The sequence below is a fragment of the Pseudomonas sp. AC463 genome (assembly GCF_979253585.1).
Map to the genome: position 1 here is coordinate 163,585 of NZ_CEEDDZ010000001.1, position 22,153 is coordinate 185,737.

A 22,153-nucleotide genomic window follows, 5' to 3' on the forward strand; every position below is an offset into this window, starting at 1 on the left:
TCCTTGAAGCAGTGGGTCACCAGGGCGCGGCGACCACGATGTATTGAACCGAACCGCCGACGTAGCGCGGTTGGTACCAGGTAGGCCCGCAATGCTGGTAGGCCACGCCATTGGCAACCACCGAGACACACTCCGCCGGCACGCTGCTGACCTGGGTGCCGATGGCCAGCACCGTTGCCGTGGTGGCGCCGACCACTGCGGCGGCTGCCCACGGGTGGTACCAGTCATCCGGATGCGGCGGCGGTGGAGGCGGTGGAGGCGGCACCGGATAAGGATGTGGCCCGGGCGGTGGCGCCGGGTGCGGTTGTGGGCCCGGATAGGGATGGGGTTGCGGATGCGGCTCCGGATGCGGCGGCATGGGGCGGGGCGCGGGCATCGGATGTGGCGGGGGCGGGTGGTAGCCACCGCCGCCATGGGGAACTACAAACGTGCGCGCGCCACCGCCGCCGCGCACTTGCCAGGCTTGGGCTGCCAACGGGTCGAGCGCCGTTAGTAGCACGCTTGCCGTGAGTACCGCCGCCGTGGCCTTCATGGCTGCTCTCCCTGTGGCGCCAACTGTTGCAGCGGCACTGCGCGCGCGCCCGTCGGCGGGATGAACTCGAAGTCGTCGGGTGACAAGGTGGGGCTGAGTTGCCATTGATAGTCGACGCTGTGGCGCGGTTGCTCGGCGGTGTCGCGGCGGCTGATCACCAGGCGACACGGCACGGGCTGCGGGCCCTGGCGGATCCACAGTTGCCAGTCGATGTCCGGCTGGCGAAAGGCGTAGTGGTCGCAGGCCTTACCCTCCAGGCTTTCAGGGCCGATCAGCAAGGCACTGCTCAGGCCCACGGCTTTGGCGGTGTCGGGGTTCCAGCGGAACAGGTCGGCCAGGGGCAATTCGATGCCGTAGCGTTCACTGAGTTGGTCGAGCAAAGCGCTGATATCGGCCGGCGCATCCTGGCTGGCGAAGTAACCGCTGCGGCTGTCGAACAGGGTGAAACGCTTGCCGTTGTAGAACAGGCTGCGGCGTTTGCCGTCGCTTTCGACCGACACCTGCAGCTTGTCGGGCCGCTTGGCTTGCAGGCGGGTGTGGTGACGAAACTCGATGACCTGGCCGTTTTCCAGCACCTGGTCGGTGCGGCTGTCGGCCTCGATGCGAAACTGCGCCAGGCTGCGCAGGTAGCCGCCCATCTGCTCCAGGGCGTTCAGGGCCTTGGGTTCGAGCTCGTCGGCCGAGGCGCCGCTGGTGAGCAGCAGGCCGATCAGAGCCATGCTTGCGTGACGAAAACGGGACATGGCGCACTCCGTTTACTTCGAGAAAGTGGTACTCACCAGACGTATTGAAAGCGCAGGGTCCAGGTGGTCACATCCGGCGAACCGCGACGCTCGGACACGGTGTCGGTGTAGGCCAGCAAACCGCCGAACTGCGGCGACAACATAAAGCCCATGCTCGCCCCGAGCAGGGCGTTTTCCTGCTTGTTGTCCTGCCAGTCGCCGTCGATGCGGCTTTCACCGCCACGGCTGTAGGTGGCGTCCAGCGAGGCCCACAACGCACGGTTGATGGTGTAGCTGTAGTGGCCCTCAATCGCGTAGAGCGGCTTTTGCTCCAGCTTGCTGTCGCCGTGGTAGTCCTTGTTGTCGCCAAACAACGAGACCCAGGTGTTGATCTCCAGCCATGTCGGGCCGATCGGCGTGCCAAACCCCAGCTCGGGCTTGAACACCCAGCGGTTGGCGCCGATGTTGATGATGCGGTCCTTGTCGTAGTCGCCGGTGGGCAGGGTCAGCCAGGCGGCGGCGGTGAGGAAGGTTTCCGGTTTCCATTGCGCGAATTCTTCCTTGCTCAGGGCCGGGCCGCCGAAGATGTTGTGGGCAAATACGATTTGGGTGTCGCCCATCCCGCCATTGCGTTTGGTGCCGGTGAAGAATTGCGCATTGTCGAAGGACGCGGAAACATCGGCGTACGGCTGCACGAACTGGATGGCACTGCCGCGCCCGTCGATACCAAACGAACGGGCGTAGCGAAACAGATAAAGGTCGGCGTTCAACGACAGGCCGGTGATCGGCAGCGTGGTGTCGATGGGGGTATTGGTGTCGATGCGGTTGTAGTAACCGAACACCATGTTCAAGTCGGTCGGGGTGTTCTGCCAGTCCCTGGCGTTGTCGGCAAACCCTAGCCCTGGCAGCATCGCCAGTGTTGATGCACACACCGCACTCAGTCGGACACGTAAAACCATGGCGCTACTCCTTGTATCGGCCTGATTCAGTTTGTGACGTGCCCGACCGGGCACGTTGTATTACTTAAGCGGTGTCAGGGGCGGCAGCTTCCATTGACCATTCCCTACCTCAGGCTTGGGCAGGTAAACCCGCAATATTGCGTAAAACGGGCCCGGTGGGGCCGGCAACCAGTTGCTCTGTTCGGCTTTCGGTGGTTCGTGGTGCTGCAGGGCCAGGGTCAGGCCGCCGTCGGCGTCGCGCTTGAGGCCGGCGAGCATGCGCGAATTGATCAGGTAACGTTTCTTGTGGTTGGGCACCAGCAGCTTGGTCTTGCCGTCGTACATGGTCAGCGACCAGAACGCGTCGGCCGGTGGCAGCTGGTCCTTGGCGAAATGCACGGTGTAGCTGTGGCGCGCGCCGTTGGCGGGCTTGCCTTCGCTGTCGACGAAGTAGCTGAAGTAAGCCGCTTCATCGGTGGAATTGCCGAAAATCCCCATGTCGGCGCCGGCGTAGCGGTACAGGTAGTTGTTATTGAGGTGGTCGCGGCTGCCGAACAGGTCGCCACTGGAAACCTGGTGGGTATCGACCTTGTCTTTCTTGAACGCGGCAAATTCGGCGCGGGCATCGGTGATGCCATCTTCCAGGGCCTTGCGCTGTTCGGCGGTCAAGTCCTTGAACTTGAACGGCGCGCCGGGGGCGATGCCGATCCTGGCAAAGCGCGCCAGCAGGTCTTTTTCGCTGTCCTGGGGCGCGGCGAATGCGAGCATGAAATTCAGGTAGCGGAACAGCTGCGGGCCTTCGGTCATGGTGGCCATGGGCTTGGGCCAGTCGATCTTCGGCGCCTTGGCCGGGGCGGCTTGCTTCACGTAGCTGCTCAGTGCCTGCACTTTGTAGCCGTTCTGGATCTGCTTGACCTTGTTCAGGTCCTTGTCGTCAAACAGCTGCGTGCGGTACAGGGCGTAGGCAATATTGCTCTCGCTGTAGACCACACGGTCCACATCCACTGGCTGCTGACCTTTCCAGTCAGGGCCGGCGATCATGTAGTGGCCGCCGTTGTTGCCGGTGCTGCGGGTGCCCAGGTAGGCAAAGTTCTGCGTATAGAGGTCGACCAACTGCACCGAGTAGTAGCGGTTGTCCTCGATCTTGGGCAGGGTCAATACCTGGGGCTCGCTGCGCAGGTCCAGCCAGACGAAGGAGTAGGGCGTGTCGGAATTAGGGGTGACGAACGCGGTGTCCTTGGGCGTGAACACCTGGGCGGTATTGCCGATATGGTTGAACGGCGCCTTGAAGTTGGCACCGCCTTTATCGACCGCCTGGGTGTACAGCGTCTTGTACATTTCTACCACCGGGTAGCCATACAGGTAGGCTTCCTTGGCAATCGCCCGGGCTTCGCTCGGGGTTGCGCTGAAGTCGGCCCAGGCGCCGGTACTCATCAGTATCGAGAGGCTCGCCAACAGCAGGCGCGTCGGTTTTCCAATCATGTTGTTGCGTCCTTCCAGGGTTCTTTTACAGGGCGTGGGATGAAAGCGCCGAGTTAACCGTTTTATTTGCCGAACGTCACGTTAATCCCTGCAAACAAGGTGAACTGAGGCAGGTCGTCGCCTTTGCGCGCCACGGTCCATTGCGGTTCGACAAAGGCGTTGAGGATGTTGCTGCCGGATTTCCACGCCTTGCCCGCACCGAAGCCGATGGGGATGTAATGGGTGTCGTTTTTCAGGTCGAAGGTCCAGGTGCCGGTGGAGCGCAGGTACCAGCCCTTGGGCAGGTTATGAATGATGAAGGGCTGCAGCGTGGCGCTCTCGACATGCGCGCGGTCATGGTCGCCGGCGAATGAACTCTGGTACTGCACCAGTGCGCCGAGCAAGCCGCGTGGCGAGGCATCGATGGCGACCGCCGCCAGGCCCGCCTGCCATTTGCCGGTGCCCAGCTCATCGTGCTCGGCAGTCGGCGCGGTGATCTGCGGGCCAATGCCCAGCTGCACGCCGTCGGTCTTGAGCAGGAAGATATCGAACAGGTTGAGGTCGCCGATGCCGGTGCTGTAGCCGCTATGGGGATCGGGCCGCGTGCTGAGGGGCAGGGTGGCGCGCAGCAGTTGCGGCACGCCGATAAAGTCCGACGGTGCAATGGGCAGGGTGCCGCGCAGCAGCAGGTCATTGGTGTGCGCGTTGCTGTCGTACAGCTTGGGGGTGTAGTAGTCCTGCAGGTTTGCGCCGGGTGCCAGGTTCAGGGGGTTGTTGCTCTTGTTGGCTGTCTCGGCGTTATCGGCGTGGGCCGATAACGTCGGCAATGCGAAGGCTGTCAGCAGCAATGCCGGAGCAAGCGGTGACCTGAGCATGACAATTCCCCAATTCCATGGCGACTGGCCCGATAGCGTGCTCGGGCTGTCCTGATGCACGAATGCTGTAGGACATGTCGATTGAAATTAGCAGCTAAATCCAGACGCGCTAGCAATCCGAAGGAATTAGTTGTTTAGGCGGGAAGCATCGATTTGACTTTGTCGCGCAGTTGATCGATGGAGAATGGCTTGGCGATGACTTGCATGCCGGCCGGCACGTCGATGTTTTCCGCGTAGCCACTGGCAAACAGAATGGGCAGGGCGGGGCGCAATTCACGCACTTTGGTCGCCAGTTGCTTGCCGTCCATATCCGGCAGGCCCACGTCGGTCATCATCAGGTCGATGACCTGGCTGGTGGTTTCGACAATCTTCAAGGCTTCTTCAGCGTCCGCCGCTTCGACCACCGAAAACTCCAGTTCTTCGAGGACATCGACGATCAGCATGCGCACGATGGCGTCGTCTTCGACTACTAGGATGGTGGAGGGGGCAGCAGACATAATGAAAATTCCCGAGAAAAGAAAGAAGGAGGTCTTGGGCGGTTGAAAGACCATTCTCTAATGAGTCGCATCAATCTAGGCAAGTTCCGTTGGCTGGCGCATTGTGACGGGAATGCGGGAAATTGTCGCGTTGCATGCGGCGCGGCAGCTTCAATAAAACGCGTTGCGGCAATGGTGCCTTGCCCTGGCACCATTGCCGCAAGTGACTCAAAGCGGCTGGTTGAATAGCGCGAACGGGTTGTTATAGGGGACCGACATCAGAAAATCTCCGTCATTGAACGTGCTGATGTGGAACTCCGGTACACCCTTCTCAAGACTAATCGGCTTAAGCGTGGAAGCAGCCCGTCCACTGTTTAACGTGGACTCCAAGCCGCGTTCCATCGCAGCCTGGTTGGGGAACGTCGCGATACCGAAGTTCGGGTCGAAGAAAAACCATTCCTTATTGAAGTTATCGTCGATGGTCATGCCCCCCAGCAGTCCGTGATCCTGGGTGCTGATCTTGATCATGGTTGGTTTTTGTGCCTCCCCCAAACGCTTGATAATCTCAGTGTATGGAACTTGGGTAACCGCTTCACTTCCATGAAAATCAACACGCAGAGTCTGATGTATTTCATTTAGCTGTTTGCGCCAGGCAATGGAGGCAGGAGTAGAGTTACTTGAGGCCGCTTTGAAAAAGTTAGCGATCAGCACATCCTTGGCGCCGTGTTGAATAGCCAACGCCATGGTGTCCACCAAGGCTGCACATTCGCCTTTTGATGCTATGTCGGCTTGAGCCAAGTAGAGATTTTGTGGCATGCCGGTCGATTTACCGCCTGCGGCAACGACCTCCTGGTTGAAAATTCCGGCGTCCTCGAGGCTCTTGGAGGCTTGTCGGTTTTCGATCAGCTTTGTTAGTCGGCCGATCTCTTCGGCATTGCGGTCAGCGTGAACTGCCAACTCTTTCAGATCGGTAACTTTCATCGACGGGTAATAGCCGGGGATTTTTTCGAGGCCCTCAGTGGCGGCCTTGCCTGTGGTGCTATAACCCCTGTTGAAATCGACTGCATGATTGAGTTTTGCGTTGTCCAAGGTGCGTCTGAACACTGCAGGAAGGTCTGGTGTTTTGGGATTTGGCGCTACCACCGCCGACAGCCAATTGATCAAGTTGCTGTTTATTTCACCGTTGCCGGCAATCGTAGTGGGCTGGAAATCTTTGAGTGCACAGCCATAGGGCCGCTGAGTAGTTGGGTCAAGGCTGTACCATTTACCTTTGTGCAGGACCGCGCCGCCCTCAACGGTCTGATCTGCAACCTTGAAGGAGCCTGTTGCCGCGACGCCATTGATTTTACTGACAGCCTTTAACAGGTCGTAACTGCCGCTTGCTCCCCTGAGATTGTTGAAAAGCTTAGTGCTAAGGGCCACACCTTTACCGACCAACCTCGCGCCTCCCACTAACAAATCGCCTACCCCGCCAAGTGGGTTGACCGCATCAATAAGCGCTGCACCGATGAACTTGGAATATTTCACGACTTTGGCGGTTTTGCTCAAACTACTCAGGACTTTGCTGCCGGTTTTTGCGGCTTGCGCAACTTTACCCGCGCCGAATGTGCACAGCCCAAATATATCTAGTACAACGTCTTGCAGTCCGTCTACGACGTTGCCGTTTATAAAGTTGACGACGGCAGAGCGAAACGGAATCAAGTTGAGACAGAACTCATCAAGCGCGGTACCCAGCACCCGGCCGTTATCGAAAGATGTCACGCCCTTGGCCTGGGTCAGTAAGTCCTCATTGTTTAGGCCCAGCGATTTTACGAAGACCTCTGCAACATAGTCGGTTCGGCTGGAACCGTAGTTGTTGGGGGTTTCAGTTGTGATGGGTTTTTCAGCCGAGTCGCTGGCGCGCATGCCATTGTCAGGATCAAAAAGTGCTGTTCGAGAAACAATATTCGCCTTTCGCTCCTGCAGATGTTCAGGCGTGTAAGGCGCTGTAAGTTTACGCTTAAGGTCGTTTCGCTTTTCGATAACACCCGTGTGGGTGTTGATTTCATAAATATTGACCTCATTGTTGAGAGTGGTTTTAACCATCATCGTGTGCCCGCGTTTTTTCAGGGCAAGCGGGGATGTCAAATCCAGTCCTATCTGGTAGTCGTTCGTGTGAAAGAACTCGGTTTTCCCGAACTCAAAATTCTTGCGATCTGCCACAGGCAAATTTGAAATCAGGTATTTGACGGTGTCGCGGTGACCCTCGGCCTGCGTTTTTATAGCCGCCTTAAACCGCTGCTTGAACAGCTTGCCTGCGTCACCGATGTTTGATGAGTGAGCGTAGGTGTTGAATTTCTGGATTGGAACGCTACCGATGGTGGAGACCCACGTATGGCTATCGTCGAGCTTTTCGCCCTCCATCACGATATCAAGCATGGAGCGCTTCACCAGCTCCGCGGGGTAAGTACGGCCACCGGCCACCCTGCGTTGCATCAAGACCTTGGCCTCGAAAACCGTTGGATCAACCGTCGGAAATTGTTCCTTAAGGGTATCGAGAGCTGCCTCCTTGCGCGTGGGGATAAGCGTTTGCATCGACAGCGACGCGTTCTTTATCGAGGTCAACTTACTGTTGAAGGCCTCACGGACTTTTTCCATTTGGGACCGCGACGGGTTGTCGGAGGAGCGCGGCAACACGCCATTGATGACACCCCAGTCTTTCAGGGCCTCGTACTTGGCCGCTTGAGTGGCGTAGTTATCGGTATTGATGGAGTCCGCCGCGGCAAGCACCGCAGCGTACGTCATGTTTTGCACCCGCCCGGGCGTCTGCGCTTCGATCCTGGCGGCTGCAATTGCAAGTAACGCCCAAGCACTGCTGCCGATGGTCACGTTGGCAGGAATATCTTTAATCAGAAATTGTGGGGCTGTGCTCGCCAACACTATATGAGCAGCCAGCGGCGCGGCGGTTGCGTCAGTCTTGTTAGTGTCGATCAAATGCTGTTTCAAATCGGCAAGAACCACAGAGGGCGGCTTGCCCCAGTACTGTTGCTGAGCCATATCAAAGCCAGCGATTTTGTTGCTTGTAGGTTGTTCCAGCTTATTTGGATCGAGGCCGAGGTGAATGGCGCTTAAAATGTAGTCGTAAACACTGGTGTCGGTGGAGAACCCATCCAAGTGCGTCTGCAGGGCTAGCCCCAGGCGTTCGGCCTTGGGGCTGTCGAGCAGTTTCATCAGCGCGCCGGCCGGGTTTTTCAAGTCTTCCGGCGTGACTGAGCTACCGCTTAACAAGTAACCCAGCACGCCCTTACCATCGTTGGGTAAAGGTAAGCCCGGGAGACCAGTAGTGTTGGAGGATAGAAAACGGGCGAGTTTGTTTTCATCAGAGGATGCCATCGGTACCGGCCACGACAGCCCACCGCCTAGATTTCCCAAGGGCGGTGTGGAGCCCATGACGAAGAGGCGCTGTGCCAAGGAGGTCACTTCATCCAGCGTTTTAGGGACGTGAAAACCGCAATGGCTGATCAAGGTGGACAGGTCGGGGAAAACCACTTTACCGCCGGCCAGGGTGGAGTCTGGGTGTGCTGTCAGGTGCCGGTTTGCCAATTGCTCCGCGATTACACGTTGTGCTGGCGCGCCTTGTTCCTTCACCGAAGTGGCGATCTCCTGAAGCTCTGCGGCCAGGTTACGCAGGTTCTCGCGATTGCCCTGCTGTTTACGCAGCACTGTGGCTGGCGTTTGTGTGAGGCTGAGGTTGCCGGGTAATAGCGCCAGCTTGTGTCGATCAAGCGCCTGCTCCGAACGTTGAGCGGCGGGGCGCAGGGTTTCATCTGGAGCAGCGGCATTCAAGTTATCGAGTGAGTGACCCGCTGGATTACTGGGGAATCCATAGAAAGCCCCCACCACCTCAAAGTCTACGAACACGGTGTTACGCAAGAGCGAAATATTCAACGTCTGGTTCGGGGTAGGTACGATGATCTTGGCGATTGCCAGAATAGGCCCCGCAATCTCTGCCCAACCCGATGCATCGTTCAAGGTAAAAGTCTTTTTGACATCATTTATCGTTGTCGACATCACGCCCGTAGCGGGATCGATTCTTACCGAGTTGGTTATCCCCTGTTCACGCATCCACGCCTTGACCGTCGGCGTTTCAAGATGGGCACGGTAAACCTCTAACCACTTACCCAACTTCGACTGGCCCGGAATCCCGATACGGGCATTACCGCTGTTGCGAAAGTCCGGCAGATGGCGATTGTATTCGGCAACGAGCGCATCTTCGCCCGCTTGCGTAAAAGGCTGCGATGGGTTTAACGGTACAAAGGAAGGCACTATCGCGGCGACCATGTCCTGCACACTCTGGCGTTGTGTGGCCAGCGCGGCGTCACCGCGTACCGAAGGAGATCTGCCTGTATCCGTTTCTTCGAACCTTGGGAAACTACCGAATCGCTGCAGCGCCTCATAACCTGCAGTGTTATGTGCCACATTATAAAACTGCGCGATGGTCTCAACGGTGGCCGTTGCGCAGAATGCATCCGCGTATTGAACGCTGTTCGCTTGACCGCTGGTCAATACTTTAGCGGCAGCCATGGCCGGTGCAATCACCTCGGCCAATTCAGGGTCAGTAACGAGATTGAAAACACGACGCTCGCCATTGACGCTTGCCGAGACACTATGGGTGGTGGGGTCCAGCACCATAGTATTCAGTTCAACGCGTTGGCGGCTGGCCCACTCCATCAGTTTCGGGGTCTGCAACGCCCTCGCCAACTGGTGACGCCATTGTCCGAGCGTTGAGCCGCCAGGCACCTCAACGGACGCGCCGGGGACGTTTGTCGCTGCCTGCTCTATGTAGCGTTGCGCCAGTTGACGGTCGTTGCGTGCACGCTCACTTAGTGGGCTTTGTTGGTCCAAGGAATTGGCAAGCGCATTAAGGGTTTTGAGGCTTGTGGGCAGTTTAAAACCCAAGCCCCGTAGGACTGTCGCAAAGTTTTGAGTCTTTCCATCAGGCATTTGAGTTGGCTTGTACATAAAGCCTGCAATAGCGAGGTCGGGGCTGGGTAGGCCCGCACAGATCCCCGCGATTCGCCTGAGCATGCCAGCCACGTCAGCCACATATTCCGGGGCCGCCACCTGTTGCCGCACATTTGTTGCGGGGGGCGTCTCGATAGTGAGGGCACTGCCTTGTGCGGCCAGCGCAGCCTCGCCTCGTATTGCCGCAGATCTACCTGAGTCTGTCTCTGCGATTACCGGGAAACCTCCGGTACGCCATAGCGCCGCATAACCTTCGGTGCCATGTGCCACATTATAAAACTGCGCAACGGTTTCAACGGTGGCCGTTCTGGAGAATGCATCCGAGTAGTGAACGTTCTCTAATTGGCCGCAGGTCAAAACCTTTGCGGCAGCCAGGATGGGTCTGAGCGCTTCGGCCACCTCAGGGTAATCAACGAGGCTGAAAGAGCTTCGCTTGCCATGGACCCTGGCCGAGAAGTTATCTGTGAAGGGGTAAATGACCATACTTCTCAGCTCTATGCCCTGGATGGCGGCCCACGCCTGGAATTTTTCAGACATCAGCGCTTTCGCCAACTGATGGCGCCAGTGGCCGAAGGTTGAGTCTGCCGGGACTTCCACCAGAGTACCGGCGATGTTCCGAGGGGCCTCCAACATATAACGTCTCGCCAGCAGGTCATCGCCATGGGCGCGCACGTTGGCCTTATCGTTTAACGGCGCCTGTATCGGGGCGGCAATTGAGAACCTGCCCTGGGGTATCGGGGTGGCAATTACGAACCTGCCCTGGGATGAGGAGAGGAGGGAATGATTAACGGTAGTCATCGAGATAATGCTCTGTAGGGGGATGTTTACGCCCCCCACTAACGCTCCGTGTGAGTTCGAGGGCTCCCCCTGTGTGATGAAAACCGCGGTATAGATTCCTAGGGCCGCCGACGATAAGAATTACTAGGTATTGCGAAAGTACGCTGATGAATCTCGTGCAAAGCCAGCAAGAGATTTGCGTGTACTACGTAGGCATTTGCGCCAAATCAACGCAGAAACATAGCCCTGGCCCCTCAAGTTCGGGCAAACTCTGCGTTTTTCCCTCTTGGACAAGGCATGCCCATGACTCCCGCGTCGACAGTCGATGAAAAGAGCTTCCGTACACTGCTCGGCCGCAATGTGGCGTTGCCCCTGGGTGTGGGCGTGCTCAGCGCGGTGTTTTTCGTCTGCCTGATCACTTATCTGCTGTCGGTGATCCAGTGGGTGGAACACACCGACCGGGTTATCAATAACCTCAACGAGTCGTCCAAGTTGACGGTGGACCTGGAAACCGGCCTGCGCGGCTTCCTGATCACTGGCGACGAGCATTTCCTGGACCCGTACGAAGTGGCCAAGCCGCGGATCATTGGCGACTTGCGCAACCTGCAGGAATTGGTCGCTGACAACCCGCAGCAAGTGGACCGCCTCAAACGCCTGGAGGCGATGCAGAACGAGTGGAACAAGTACGCCCAGTCGATGATCGACCTGCAGCGTCAGAGCGGCGATTATCGCGGCGCGGTAAAGGCCGGTCGAGGCAAGGGCCTCACCGACTCGATTCGCCAGGAATATGCCGATGCGGTAGCGATGGAGCAGTCTTTTCGTATTGCACGTAATCAGGATGTCACCAAGACCACGGTGATCAGTGTCACTTTGTACCTGGCCTTCGTGCTCGGCCTGAGTGGCTTTTTGGCCTATATCGGCAGAAAGAATTTACTTGCTCTATCAGAAAGTTACAGCGCAAACCTCGCGTCACAACAGAAGATTGCGCGGCGCCTGGAACAGCAGGCTTGGCTGCGCAACGGCCAGACCGAACTGGCCGAACAGGTGCTGGGCCAACTGACCCTGAACATGTTGGGGCGCAATATCCTGCAGTTCTTTGCCCAATACATGGGCTCGGCGGTCGCGGCGGTGTATGTGCGCGAAGAACACGGCGGCCTCAAGCGCGTGGCCACTTATGGCTTTTCCCGCGAGCAGGAACAGCTTGAGCAGGCGATCTACAACGACGAAGGCATCGTCGGCCAGGCCGCGCAGCTCAATCGCCTGATTCGCCTGGACGACGTGCCGGTGGATTATTTCAAGGTCAGCTCCGGCCTGGGTGAGGGCAATACCCGCAGTGTGCTGGTGGTGCCGACCAGTGATGACGACCGCGTCAACGGCGTGATTGAGCTGGGCTTCCTGCGCCCGCTGGATGATCGCGATGTAGAGCTGCTGGAGCTGATTGCCGGCAATATCGGTACGTCCATCGAAGCCGCGCGGTACCGCCAGCGTTTGCAGGAAGTGCTCGCCGAGACCCAGCAGCTCAACGAAGAGCTGCAGGTGCAACAGGAAGAACTCAAGACCGCCAACGAAGAGCTGGAGGAGCAGTCGCGCATTCTCAAGGAGTCCCAGGCCCACCTGGAAACCCAGCAAGCCGAGCTTGAGCAGACCAACGAGCAACTGGCCGAACAGACCCAGACCCTCGCCGACCAGCGCGACGCCATGGACCGCAAGAACGTCGAGTTGAACCAGGCTCAGGTGGAGCTGGAAGACCGCGCCGAAGAGTTGCAGCGCTCCAGCAAGTACAAATCCGAATTCCTCGCCAACATGTCCCACGAACTGCGCACGCCGCTGAACAGCTCGTTGATCCTGGCCAAGTTGCTGGCGGAAAACCCGCAGGACAACCTCAGCGCTGAACAGGTCAAGTTTGCCGAGTCGATCTATTCGGCCGGCAATGACCTGCTCAACCTGATCAATGACATCCTGGATATTTCCAAGGTCGAAGCCGGCAAGCTTGAAGTGCGCCCGGAAAACTCCAGCGTGGCGCGCCTGGTCGATGGCCTGCGCGGCATGTTCGAACCGCTGGCCGCCGACCGCAAGCTGGGCTTCCAGGTACAAGTGCAGGCGGATGCGCCGGCGATGCTGTTTACCGACCGCCAGCGCCTGGAGCAGATCCTCAAGAATCTGCTGTCCAACGCGGTCAAGTTCACCGAGCAGGGCGACGTGAGCCTGTCGGTATCCCGCGCGCCGGGCGAGGGCATTGCCTTTACCGTGCGTGACTCGGGCATCGGGATTGCCCCGGACCAGCAGGAGAGCATCTTCGAAGCCTTCCGCCAGGCCGACGGCACCACCAACCGCCGCTATGGCGGCACCGGCCTCGGCCTGTCGATCTCCCGCGACCTGGCCACCTTGCTCGGCGGCTATATCAGCGTGACCAGCGAGCCGGGCAAGGGCAGCACCTTCACCCTGGTGTTGCCGGAGCAGTACGTAGAACGCGCGGAAGACGCGCCGGCCATCGAGCAACCGCGCCAGGTGGTGACGGCCCCGGCACCCAAGCCCATCGCGATTTCGCCGCTGCCGGTGGCCGATGCCGAACGGATCCCGCGTTTCGCCGACGACCGCGACAAAGCCCCGTTCACCACACGCTGCATCCTGGTGGTGGAAGACGAGCCGAACTTCGCGCGTATCCTCTTCGACCTCGCTCATGAGCTGGGCTACCACTGCCTGGTGGCCCATGGCGCGGACGAGGGCTACAGCCTCGCCAAGGAATACATCCCCGATGCGATCCTGCTGGACATGCGCCTGCCCGACCATTCCGGGCTGACCGTGCTGCAGCGCCTCAAGGAACACGCCAACACCCGCCATATCCCGGTGCATGTGATTTCCGTGGAAGACCGCGTCGAAGCCGCCATGCACATGGGCGCCATCGGTTACGCGGTGAAGCCCACCACCCGTGAAGAGCTCAAGGACGTGTTCGCGCGCCTGGAAGCCAAGCTGACCCAGAAGGTCAAGCGTGTGCTGCTGGTGGAAGACGACGACCTGCAACGCGACAGCATTGCCCGCCTGATCGGCGACGATGACATCGAGATCACCGACGTCGGCTTCGCCCAGGCGGCCCTGGACCTGCTGCGCACCAACGTCTACGACTGCATGATCATCGACCTCAAGCTGCCGGACATGCTCGGCAACGAGCTGCTCAAGCGCATGGCCACCGAGGACATCTGCTCGTTCCCGCCGGTGATCGTCTACACCGGGCGCAACCTGACCCGCGATGAAGAAGCCGAGCTGCGCAAATACTCGCGCTCGATCATCATCAAGGGCGCGCGCTCGCCGGAGCGCTTGCTGGACGAAGTGACACTCTTTCTGCACAAAGTCGAATCGCAGTTGTCCCATGACCGCCAGAAGATGCTCAAGACCGCCCGCAGCCGCGACAAGGTCTTCGAGGGGCGCAAGATCCTGCTGGTGGACGACGATGTGCGCAACATCTTCGCCCTGACCAGCGCCCTTGAGCACAAAGGCGCCGTGGTGGTGATCGGGCGTAACGGCCGTGAAGCCATCGACAAACTCAATGAAGTCGACGATATCGATCTGGTGCTGATGGACGTGATGATGCCGGAGATGGATGGTTACGAGGCGACCGCGCTGATCCGCCAGGACCCGCGCTGGAAGAAGCTGCCGATCATCGCAGTGACGGCCAAGGCCATGAAGGACGATCAGGAGCGCTGCCTCGCGGCGGGCTCCAACGATTACCTGGCCAAGCCGATTGACCTGGACCGCCTGTTCTCGCTGATTCGCGTTTGGCTACCGAAGATGGAACGTATTTAAGTGGAGCAACGTTTTTTGGACAAAAGCAGCGACATTGAGCTGCGCCTGCTGATTGAGGCGATCTACCTCAAGTACAGCTATGACTTTCGTGATTACTCCGGCGCTTCGGTCAAGCGCCGCGTGGCCCATGCGTTGCGCCAGTTTGACTGCGCGACCATTTCGGCGCTGCAGGAGCGGGTGCTGCATGACCCGGCGGCGTTCATGCAGTTACTGCAATTCCTGACGATTCCGGTGAGCGAGATGTTTCGCGACCCGTCGCACTTCCTCGCGATCCGCCAGGAAGTGGTGCCGCTGCTCAAGACCTACCCGTCGATCAAGATCTGGATCGCCGGGTGCAGCACGGGGGAGGAGGTTTACTCCATGGCCATCCTGCTGCGTGAAGAAGGGCTGCTGGAGCGCACGATCATCTACGCCACGGACATCAACCCGGCGTCGCTGGACAAAGCCAAACAGGGTATCTTCTCCCTGGAGAATGTAAGGGCTTACACTGCGAACTATCAGCAGGCCGGTGGGCAGCGTTCATTTGCCGACTACTACACAGCGGCTTACGATTACGCGATTTTCGACAAGACGCTGCGCGAGAATGTCACGTTCGCCGATCACAGCCTGGCGACCGATAGTGTATTCTCAGAAACTCAATTAATTTCGTGCCGTAACGTACTGATTTACTTCAACAAAAAGTTGCAGGATCGCGCCTTTGGGTTGTTCCATGAGTCGCTGTGTCATCGCGGCTTCCTGGTGCTGGGCAGCAAGGAAACCCTGGATTTTTCCGGCTACGCCACCCAATTCGAACCCTTGGTCAAACAGGAACGGATCTACCGCAAATCATGAACGACGCTCACGCCAGCCCGATTCGCGGGATTGAAGCCATCGTCGTCGGCGCGTCTGCCGGCGGCGTGGAGGCGTTGCTGAGTATTTTCGGCGCGCTGCCCGCAGGCTTCGGGCTGCCGATCATTGCCGTGCTGCACCTGCCGGACGAGCGCCGCAGCCAGCTGGCGGAAGTGTTCGCGCGGCGTCTGCGCATTCCGGTGCGTGAAGCGCGCGACAAGGAAGTGATCGAGGCGGGCACGCTGTATTTCGCCGGCCCCGGTTATCACCTGTCGGTGGAGCACGACCGCAGCTTGTCCCTGAGCCAGGAAGACCGCGTGCATCACTCGCGCCCGGCCATCGATTTCCTGTTTGCCTCCGCCGCCGATGCCTATGGCAAGGGCCTGCTCGCGATTCTGCTGACCGGTGCCAACCACGACGGCGCGCGCGGGCTGGCCCACGTCAAGCAGTCGGGCGGCACCACGGTCGTGCAAGACCCCGTCGAAGCACGCATTGCCGTGATGCCACGGGCGGCGCTGGCCTTGCACACCCCTGACCATATTCTCACGCTGAGCCAAATTGGCTCGTTACTGGCTTTGCTGGAATCTTCCCCATGTTAAGTACTGTCCAGGCCAAACTGCTGATCGTCGATGATCTGCCGGAAAACCTGCTGGCCCTCGAAGCGCTGATCAAGCGCGAGGACCGCCAGGTGTTCAAGGCATTGAGCGCCGACGAGGCGTTGTCCCTGTTGCTGGAACATGAATTCGCCATGGCCATTCTCGACGTGCAGATGCCCGGCATGAATGGTTTTGAGCTGGCCGAGCTGATGCGCGGCACCGAAAAGACCAAGAACATCCCGATCGTGTTCGTCAGTGCCGCCGGCCGTGAACTCAACTACGCGTTCAAGGGCTATGAAAGCGGCGCCGTGGACTTCCTGCACAAGCCGCTGGATATCCACGCGGTCAAGAGCAAGGTCAATGTGTTCGTCGACCTGTACCGCCAGAGCAAGGCCATGAAGCAACAGGTCGAAGCCCTGGAGCGCAGCCGCCGCGAGCAGGAGCTGTTGCTCACGCGTCTGCAGGCCACTCAGGCCGAGCTGGAGCAGGCGGTGCGCATGCGTGATGACTTTATGTCGATCGTCGCCCATGAAGTGCGCACGCCGCTCAATGGTCTGATCCTGGAAACCCAGCTGCGCAAGATGCACCTGGCCCGCGATAACGCCGCCGCGTTTACCCTGGACAAGATGCACGCCATGGTCGACCGCGATGAACGCCAGATCCAGAGCCTGATCCGCTTGATCGAAGACATGCTGGATGTGTCGCGCATCCGCACCGGCAAGCTGTCGATTCGCCCCGGGCGTTTCGACCTGGCGCAACTGGTCAGCAACCTGGTGGACAACTTCGCGCCGCAAGTGGCGGCTGCCGATTCGTCCATGCAACTGGTTGCCGAAGGCCCTGTGGAGGGTAACTGGGATGAGTTCCGCATTGAGCAGGTGGTGACCAACCTGTTGACCAACGCCTTGCGCTACGGCGCCAAAAGCCCGGTGAATGTGCGGGTGTACAGCGAGCACGGCGAGGCCCGCGTGGAAGTACGCGACCACGGCATCGGGATCAGTGAAGAGAACCAGAAGCGTATTTTCCAGCAGTTCGAGCGTGTATCCGCCAGCCAGGTAGCGGCCGGGTTGGGCCTTGGGCTGTTTATTTCAGAGCAGATCGTTGCGGCCCATGGCGGCACCATCGAGGTCGAGAGCCAGATAGGTGAGGGCGCCCTGTTCCGGGTGTGCCTGCCCCTTGAATCGGCGGCATGAAATCAATCGTCACCTCGACGCAACCTTCTACGTGACCCCATGGTCGTAATTGCAGCAATTGACCGGACAAAGGCTTCCCATGAGTGAAGATGCACAAGATGTCGTTCTGATCGTCGAGGACGACGAATCCATTATGTTCGTGCTGGGTGAGTACCTGGCAGGCCTCGGCTATCGGGTGCTGAAAGCGATCAATGGCAAGGAAGCCTTCGAAATCCTCGCGACCAAGCCGCACCTGGACCTGATGGTCACCGATTACCGCCTGCCGGGTGGTATCTCCGGCGTGCAGATCGCCGAGCCGGCACTCAAAGTGCGGCCGGAGCTGAAAGTGATTTTTATCAGCGGCTATCCGCAGGAAATCCTCGACTGCAACAGCCCTATCACGCGCAACGCACCGATCCTGGCCAAGCCGTTCGATCTGGATACGCTGCAAGAGCATATCCAGCGGTTGTTGGCGTAGGCGTTCATTGCTGGATGGGCTGACGGGGAAATATCCCAATACACACATCTCTGGATCATATTTACATCGCTTGCCAATCAGTAAGTGCCCCTGAAAAGAAACTGTTCAATCGGGGGCAATTACTTAAATGATATGGGCAAGGGTATTTAATGAGTCAGATTGGTTTCCGCTCGGCCTCCGCGTTCACACCTGATTATTCAAGTCTTCACGATCATTACCCCGCCCCAACCCACGCACAGAGAAATCAGCTATCCAATGACAGTGAGGCTGAGCGGCGTGATACGCGACGGCTTAACCTCTCCGAGTTCCCCGCACACACGACGCCGGGACTTTCAATTGCGTTATCGCGCCGCAATGAAACATTAAAGCTGGCCGACTTGCTGACGTCAGCTCCTCGCGAAACCCCGCAGCAACTTATTGATTATCTTAAAACCACCACCCTCAGCGTCTATCCCCTCACCGATAACGCTGCGGGCGATGCATCAGCTATACAGCACACCGTGAGTCTCAAGGACTATATAAACCATAATAAGTGGACCGTGCCGAAGACGCCGGGTGAACTTGAGGCCATGATTGAAGCGTTGCGAACGCCTGCGCCCATTACGCCCGAAAAAGGTGATTTCTCGGGTGCCCTCGGTTGGCCAAACCCGCCGACCCGCCAGGAAAGATTAGAGATCTACCAGGGTGTCCTGGCCGGTATAACGAACCCCGGTTCCGGTGGCTTGCTGGGGGAGCTGAGCGATAATCGGCCTTGGCAGAGCCATGAACTGGGCAATCTGCGTGAAGCGATCCAGGACATACTCGACTCGCCTAAAGCCCAGGCCCTTGGCAGGGAGTTGCAAGCCAGCGTCGGCGCTGTGCCGACCTCCACCAGCGCCACTGATTACCTCTTGGCCGCTATTCATGAAGTGTACGATCCCCAGGGAGAAGCTTCAGGTTCAAGAGGTAACGTAGCCGGGTTTGAACTCATCCATCCCGACAATTCGGGCTTGACGGCGTCGGCTATCGTCAAGCGATTGGCCAACCATTTAAAGGCAGCACCTGTTCGCACTGGACACGAGCGGGTCAACGATCAAACGGCGCTTATCGCCGCTCACTTGCTGCTTTCAAGCCGTGCGCCGGAGTTTTTGGTTAAAGATATACCGGTGAACGTGACCTATGGCTCCCAGGCCTGGCTTACCTTGAGCACCGCCGTGGGGCGAATCGAGGCGCAAGCGCCAGGCGCCACCGCGACGATGAAATATGCAGACATTTTGCGTCAAGGCGATGTTGCCGCTCTCACCCTGCAGCAACTGCGGGCAGAGCAGAAGGCCAAGTTGACCGCGCTCATGGACTGGGGAGTGGCCAATAGGCTCATCCCGCTGAGCCCATCAGACGATTACACAGCGAATCAACAGAAAGACGTCCTGGCTGCATTCCAGAAGCAAATGGCAGAGCTTGTAGCCGCATTGGAGGTCCAGGGTGCCCCCATTCCTATGCGCGAAAGCATGGCGGCTGACCAGCTCTATGACGCGCTCGGCTTTAATCAAAGCGAAAACCTGCCTTACCTCAAGTCGATCATAAGCAAGCTCGGTATCCCAAGGGCGGGCAATGAAAAGCTGCGCGAGGCGCAGGGTGAGAAGGCTGATTTTAATGAACTGATCAACACCAGGTTCATAACGTTAAAGTATCCAAATAAAGATTTTCCCGGTCCGTATTCGTTATTGGACCTTTATATCTCTAACCGTCTATTCGACGCCCCCGAGCCAGGGAGCAGGAGTGGCGCACTCGACAATACAAAAAACCAATGGCATTTGTTTTCGAACAAGGTCAAGTTTTTTGAACTGCTTGGAACGTCGGCGGGTTTCCCGGACACCAACAAACTCTACACCGACAAAATACAAAGCCACATTGATGACTTGAAGCTGGGTACAAAAACAACGGTTAAATATTTAATTTCCCGCCTTCCGGCAGACGACCTTAAGTTTTTAGTGCAAGGCAAGGTTGAATTTTACCGCGAGGAGCTTATTTACGACTCTACCCCTGGACGGAACCATGTTGAACGCGGGCAGCCCATTAGTAACAAGCCGCTGGTTGCACGTTGCCAAATAGGCTCAGAAGTCAGGTTTTATGAGATAAACCCTCAAAAGGCGAATATTTACAGGCGAGCCGATCTCGAGAAGAACTTCAAAGTGGGGGCCCCTGATGGGCTGCGAAAACAAGTGCTTCCAGGCAGTGATACGGATGAGATCAGTGTGCCTAGCTACGCCAGGATTCCAGGCAGCCACCGATATACCACCAAAGTTGCCGAAATGAACCCCTCGGATTTACCCCAAGAACCCGCCTATGATTCCCGTCGCACAAATAACATCGCGAACTTTGTGACCGAGCATGTGTATGCAGGCCTGACGGAGAAGATCAAGGCCTATTCGAAGGGGGCTACAACGCTGGAGACCGAAGTTCCAGACTACGTAAAGTATCGTGAGTTTCTGCTTAACCTGATTCCCTTGCGCTCCGCCATTGTGAATTTCTCCAAAGGTAACTTTGCCGAAGGTTTGGGCGAGCTTGCCTTGGACGCTCTGGGTTTTGTCACCCTGGGTGCCGCGACGGTAGGCAAGGCGCTGGGCGCCGTAGCAAAAGGGGCCAAAGCCCTGCGAGTCGCCTCAATCATTGGCAAGGCCGCGGTGAGTCTCCTCAATCCATTGGACGGTGTCACCAGCCTTATCACTGGCGTAGGACGCGGAGTAAAAAAGGTCGGCAATGTTGGCCTCAAACACCTGAATAAAATTCGTGGAGCAGCAGGCGATTATGACCTTGTCGCTGCGGCCAAGCGCTTTGATGCATCAGCCTTAGGCACCTACAAGCGCGAAGGCCATGTCGTACACAGCGGGACCGCCGTGCTAACGGGCGGAAAGTGGCATGCCTACGACGCTGTCTTGCAGCAACCCTACGGTTCAGCGCTGGTTGACTTCGTGCCCTCCATGAAGAGCGCTGCGGCTTTTGGAGACTGGGATGTGGGTCGAAAAGTGTTGAAGCCCGACCAAAAAACCATTGTGGATAAATGGACCGCGGCGCTCAACAAGCATAAGTTCGGGCCCGATAAAGCACAGTTCGAAGCGGCTTATCACGCTACCGAGGTGCCGAAAGCCTCCAGCCTTTTTTCACGCGAAATGAAGCCCCTGGAATTAATGGCGTTGGCGCAAAAAAAAGACCTCACGGCGAGCATGATGGGCTCACTCGTCAAGCAGTACGATAATTTGGCCTTCAAGCACGGGGCAAAAGGCGCGACCCGGTTCATCGACAACATCGAACCTGAATTCGGTACTGTGTTTGCAATGCCGCAAGCCAGTTACCTGAGTTCGACAGCGCAGTTTTCCGATGGCCAATGTGCAGCGCTTTCGCGCACGTTCGCCACGGCCATAGAACAAGGCAAAGACAAAGTACTGATTAATAACATGTACAAAGCCTCGGCCCGTCCTGATGCACCTGCGTCCAGGGAGTTCATGCACTCGCTTAAAAGCCTGCAAGCTCAGACGGGCGGCGAAACGGCGTTTCATGCGCACAAGGTTGCGCGGCAGGTGACCCACGACCAGTTGGTGGAGGAGTTGGCACAATCACCCGGCACTAAATCCGTGATGATCGATACACCAGGGCATGCAATGGCGGCGGGTGTGATCGTTAAGGGCTCGGCGAAAAAATACTATTTCTATGATCCGAATGCTGGCGTTGCCTACTTCAATACCCCCGAGGCAATGGAGAAAGGGCTGACCCGGTTATTCAATGACACAACCTTTCCCACGCCTTACCGATCCCATGGCGTAGATCCCAAACGTCTGGAGTTCAAGATATTCACCCATGACGACGAATGGAGAGAGCTGAATAGCATCAACCAAAGCGCGTTCAAAAAGCTCTATGAAGTCCCACTCGATGAGCGCGCATTTGCGACCCTCTCTCATGATCGTTTGAAAGCGGGCTGGGAACACCAGTACAAGACGCCAGGCAATCATGGCCTGATTTGTTACGAAGCCTCAGTACGTGTGGGGCAGGCCGAAAAGACCCTTGCCCCTGAAGTCTTCGACGCTGTGCAAGCCGCCAGAAAAGGTCAGCGAGGCACTAACTATTCACAACGCTACCTGAACATCATGGGCATTCAGTCAGACAGTCTCAAAACCAGGTTCAATCCTGCGGACATCCAGGAGTCCGGTTTGCTCAACTTCAAACGTGCGCATGAGGGAGGGGAGTTCGGCCACACGGTCTACATCCAGAAAGACGTAAACAATAAGCTTTATCTGTTCAACACCAATAGCCAGGATCTGGACGCGGCGATGGCCAGACATGGCAACCCGTCCAAGTTAAGCGGCAGCATGACCGTTTATCACCTGGGCGATGGCAAGCATAAAGGCCTTCAGGATTTCCTCGACGGGCTCAACGGGCAAAGCGGCTGGCAGTTTGCCTACACACCCGCCAGCACACTCAACGCCAACGTAGCGAACCTGGCCGTCTGAAAATGCGCGGCC

The 22,153-nt window shown here is 57.9% G+C and carries 13 protein-coding genes; 6 read left to right on the top strand and 7 right to left on the bottom strand.

Going from position 1 to position 22,153, the window contains the following annotated elements:
- Positions 1-16: 16 nt before the first annotated feature.
- The 7 genes from AC0IYH_RS00840 to AC0IYH_RS00870 all read right to left on the bottom strand — a co-directional run bounded on the left by AC0IYH_RS00840 (position 17) and on the right by AC0IYH_RS00870 (position 10,641).
- Entirely contained in the window at positions 17-532 is a 516-nt protein-coding gene (locus AC0IYH_RS00840; RefSeq protein ID WP_116627933.1) for a hypothetical protein, read from the bottom strand.
- Positions 529-1,275 (bottom strand): DUF2092 domain-containing protein, encoded by a 747-nt coding sequence (locus tag AC0IYH_RS00845; RefSeq protein ID WP_471832702.1) that lies wholly within the window; start codon positions 1,273-1,275, stop codon positions 529-531. Before AC0IYH_RS00845 ends, AC0IYH_RS00840 begins: the two co-directional genes overlap by 4 nt.
- 32 nt (positions 1,276-1,307) lie before the next feature.
- Positions 1,308-2,213 carry a transporter gene (locus AC0IYH_RS00850; protein ID WP_116627935.1) on the bottom strand — a complete coding sequence of 302 codons (906 nt, stop codon included), beginning with the start codon at positions 2,211-2,213 and terminating at the stop codon, positions 1,308-1,310.
- A 60-nt stretch (positions 2,214-2,273) separates the two neighbouring features.
- Positions 2,274-3,674 carry a DUF1254 domain-containing protein gene (locus AC0IYH_RS00855; RefSeq protein ID WP_471832703.1) on the bottom strand — a complete coding sequence of 467 codons (1,401 nt, stop codon included), beginning with the start codon at positions 3,672-3,674 and terminating at the stop codon, positions 2,274-2,276.
- Positions 3,675-3,736: 62 nt separating this feature from the next.
- A complete protein-coding gene (locus AC0IYH_RS00860; RefSeq protein ID WP_471832704.1) occupies positions 3,737-4,528 on the bottom strand; it encodes a hypothetical protein in 792 nt (263 codons plus the stop codon).
- 134 nt (positions 4,529-4,662) lie between these two features.
- A complete protein-coding gene (locus AC0IYH_RS00865) occupies positions 4,663-5,025 on the bottom strand; it encodes a response regulator (RefSeq protein ID WP_116627938.1) in 363 nt (120 codons plus the stop codon).
- A 207-nt stretch (positions 5,026-5,232) separates the two neighbouring features.
- Complete coding sequence (locus AC0IYH_RS00870) at positions 5,233-10,641, bottom strand: hypothetical protein (protein WP_471832705.1); 5,409 nt, start codon at positions 10,639-10,641, stop codon at positions 5,233-5,235.
- A gap of 447 nt (positions 10,642-11,088) precedes the next feature.
- Here AC0IYH_RS00870 and AC0IYH_RS00875 point away from each other — a divergent pair, with 447 nt between their 5' ends.
- The 6 genes from AC0IYH_RS00875 (at position 11,089) to AC0IYH_RS00900 (ending at position 22,141) form a co-directional block, all read left to right on the top strand.
- Positions 11,089-14,586: a response regulator gene (locus AC0IYH_RS00875; RefSeq protein ID WP_471832846.1), complete on the top strand. Its 3,498-nt coding sequence runs from the start codon at positions 11,089-11,091 to the stop codon at positions 14,584-14,586.
- On the top strand, positions 14,587-15,417 hold the full coding sequence (locus tag AC0IYH_RS00880) for a CheR family methyltransferase (RefSeq protein WP_177411958.1): 831 nt from the start codon (positions 14,587-14,589) through the stop codon (positions 15,415-15,417). It begins immediately after the preceding gene.
- Complete coding sequence (locus AC0IYH_RS00885; RefSeq protein WP_122772138.1) at positions 15,414-16,013, top strand: chemotaxis protein CheB; 600 nt, start codon at positions 15,414-15,416, stop codon at positions 16,011-16,013. Before AC0IYH_RS00880 ends, AC0IYH_RS00885 begins: the two co-directional genes overlap by 4 nt.
- Positions 16,007-17,200, top strand: coding sequence for a hybrid sensor histidine kinase/response regulator (locus AC0IYH_RS00890; RefSeq protein ID WP_116627942.1), 1,194 nt, complete (start codon positions 16,007-16,009; stop codon positions 17,198-17,200). Before AC0IYH_RS00885 ends, AC0IYH_RS00890 begins: the two co-directional genes overlap by 7 nt.
- Positions 17,201-17,279: 79 nt before the next feature.
- A complete protein-coding gene (locus AC0IYH_RS00895) occupies positions 17,280-17,657 on the top strand; it encodes a response regulator (protein WP_101270558.1) in 378 nt (125 codons plus the stop codon).
- A gap of 149 nt (positions 17,658-17,806) precedes the next feature.
- Positions 17,807-22,141, top strand: a complete 4,335-nt coding sequence (locus tag AC0IYH_RS00900; protein ID WP_471832706.1) for a DUF8038 domain-containing protein — start codon at positions 17,807-17,809, stop codon at positions 22,139-22,141.
- Positions 22,142-22,153 lie beyond the last annotated feature (12 nt).

Excerpts from the sequence above, each read along its gene's own strand:
- AC0IYH_RS00840 (WP_116627933.1), bottom strand. The coding sequence starts at position 532 with ATGAAGGCCACGGCGGCGGTACTCACGGCAAGCGTGCTACTAACGGCG.
- AC0IYH_RS00845 (WP_471832702.1), bottom strand. The coding sequence starts at position 1,275 with ATGTCCCGTTTTCGTCACGCAAGCATGGCTCTGATCGGCCTGCTGCTC.
- AC0IYH_RS00850 (WP_116627935.1), bottom strand. The coding sequence starts at position 2,213 with ATGGTTTTACGTGTCCGACTGAGTGCGGTGTGTGCATCAACACTGGCG.
- AC0IYH_RS00855 (WP_471832703.1), bottom strand. The coding sequence starts at position 3,674 with ATGATTGGAAAACCGACGCGCCTGCTGTTGGCGAGCCTCTCGATACTG.
- AC0IYH_RS00860 (WP_471832704.1), bottom strand. The coding sequence starts at position 4,528 with ATGCTCAGGTCACCGCTTGCTCCGGCATTGCTGCTGACAGCCTTCGCA.
- AC0IYH_RS00865 (WP_116627938.1), bottom strand. The coding sequence starts at position 5,025 with ATGTCTGCTGCCCCCTCCACCATCCTAGTAGTCGAAGACGACGCCATC.
- AC0IYH_RS00870 (WP_471832705.1), bottom strand. The coding sequence starts at position 10,641 with ATGTTGGAGGCCCCTCGGAACATCGCCGGTACTCTGGTGGAAGTCCCG.
- AC0IYH_RS00875 (WP_471832846.1), top strand. The coding sequence starts at position 11,089 with ATGACTCCCGCGTCGACAGTCGATGAAAAGAGCTTCCGTACACTGCTC.
- AC0IYH_RS00885 (WP_122772138.1), top strand. The coding sequence starts at position 15,414 with ATGAACGACGCTCACGCCAGCCCGATTCGCGGGATTGAAGCCATCGTC.
- AC0IYH_RS00890 (WP_116627942.1), top strand. The coding sequence starts at position 16,007 with ATGTTAAGTACTGTCCAGGCCAAACTGCTGATCGTCGATGATCTGCCG.
- AC0IYH_RS00895 (WP_101270558.1), top strand. The coding sequence starts at position 17,280 with ATGAGTGAAGATGCACAAGATGTCGTTCTGATCGTCGAGGACGACGAA.
- AC0IYH_RS00900 (WP_471832706.1), top strand. The coding sequence starts at position 17,807 with ATGAGTCAGATTGGTTTCCGCTCGGCCTCCGCGTTCACACCTGATTAT.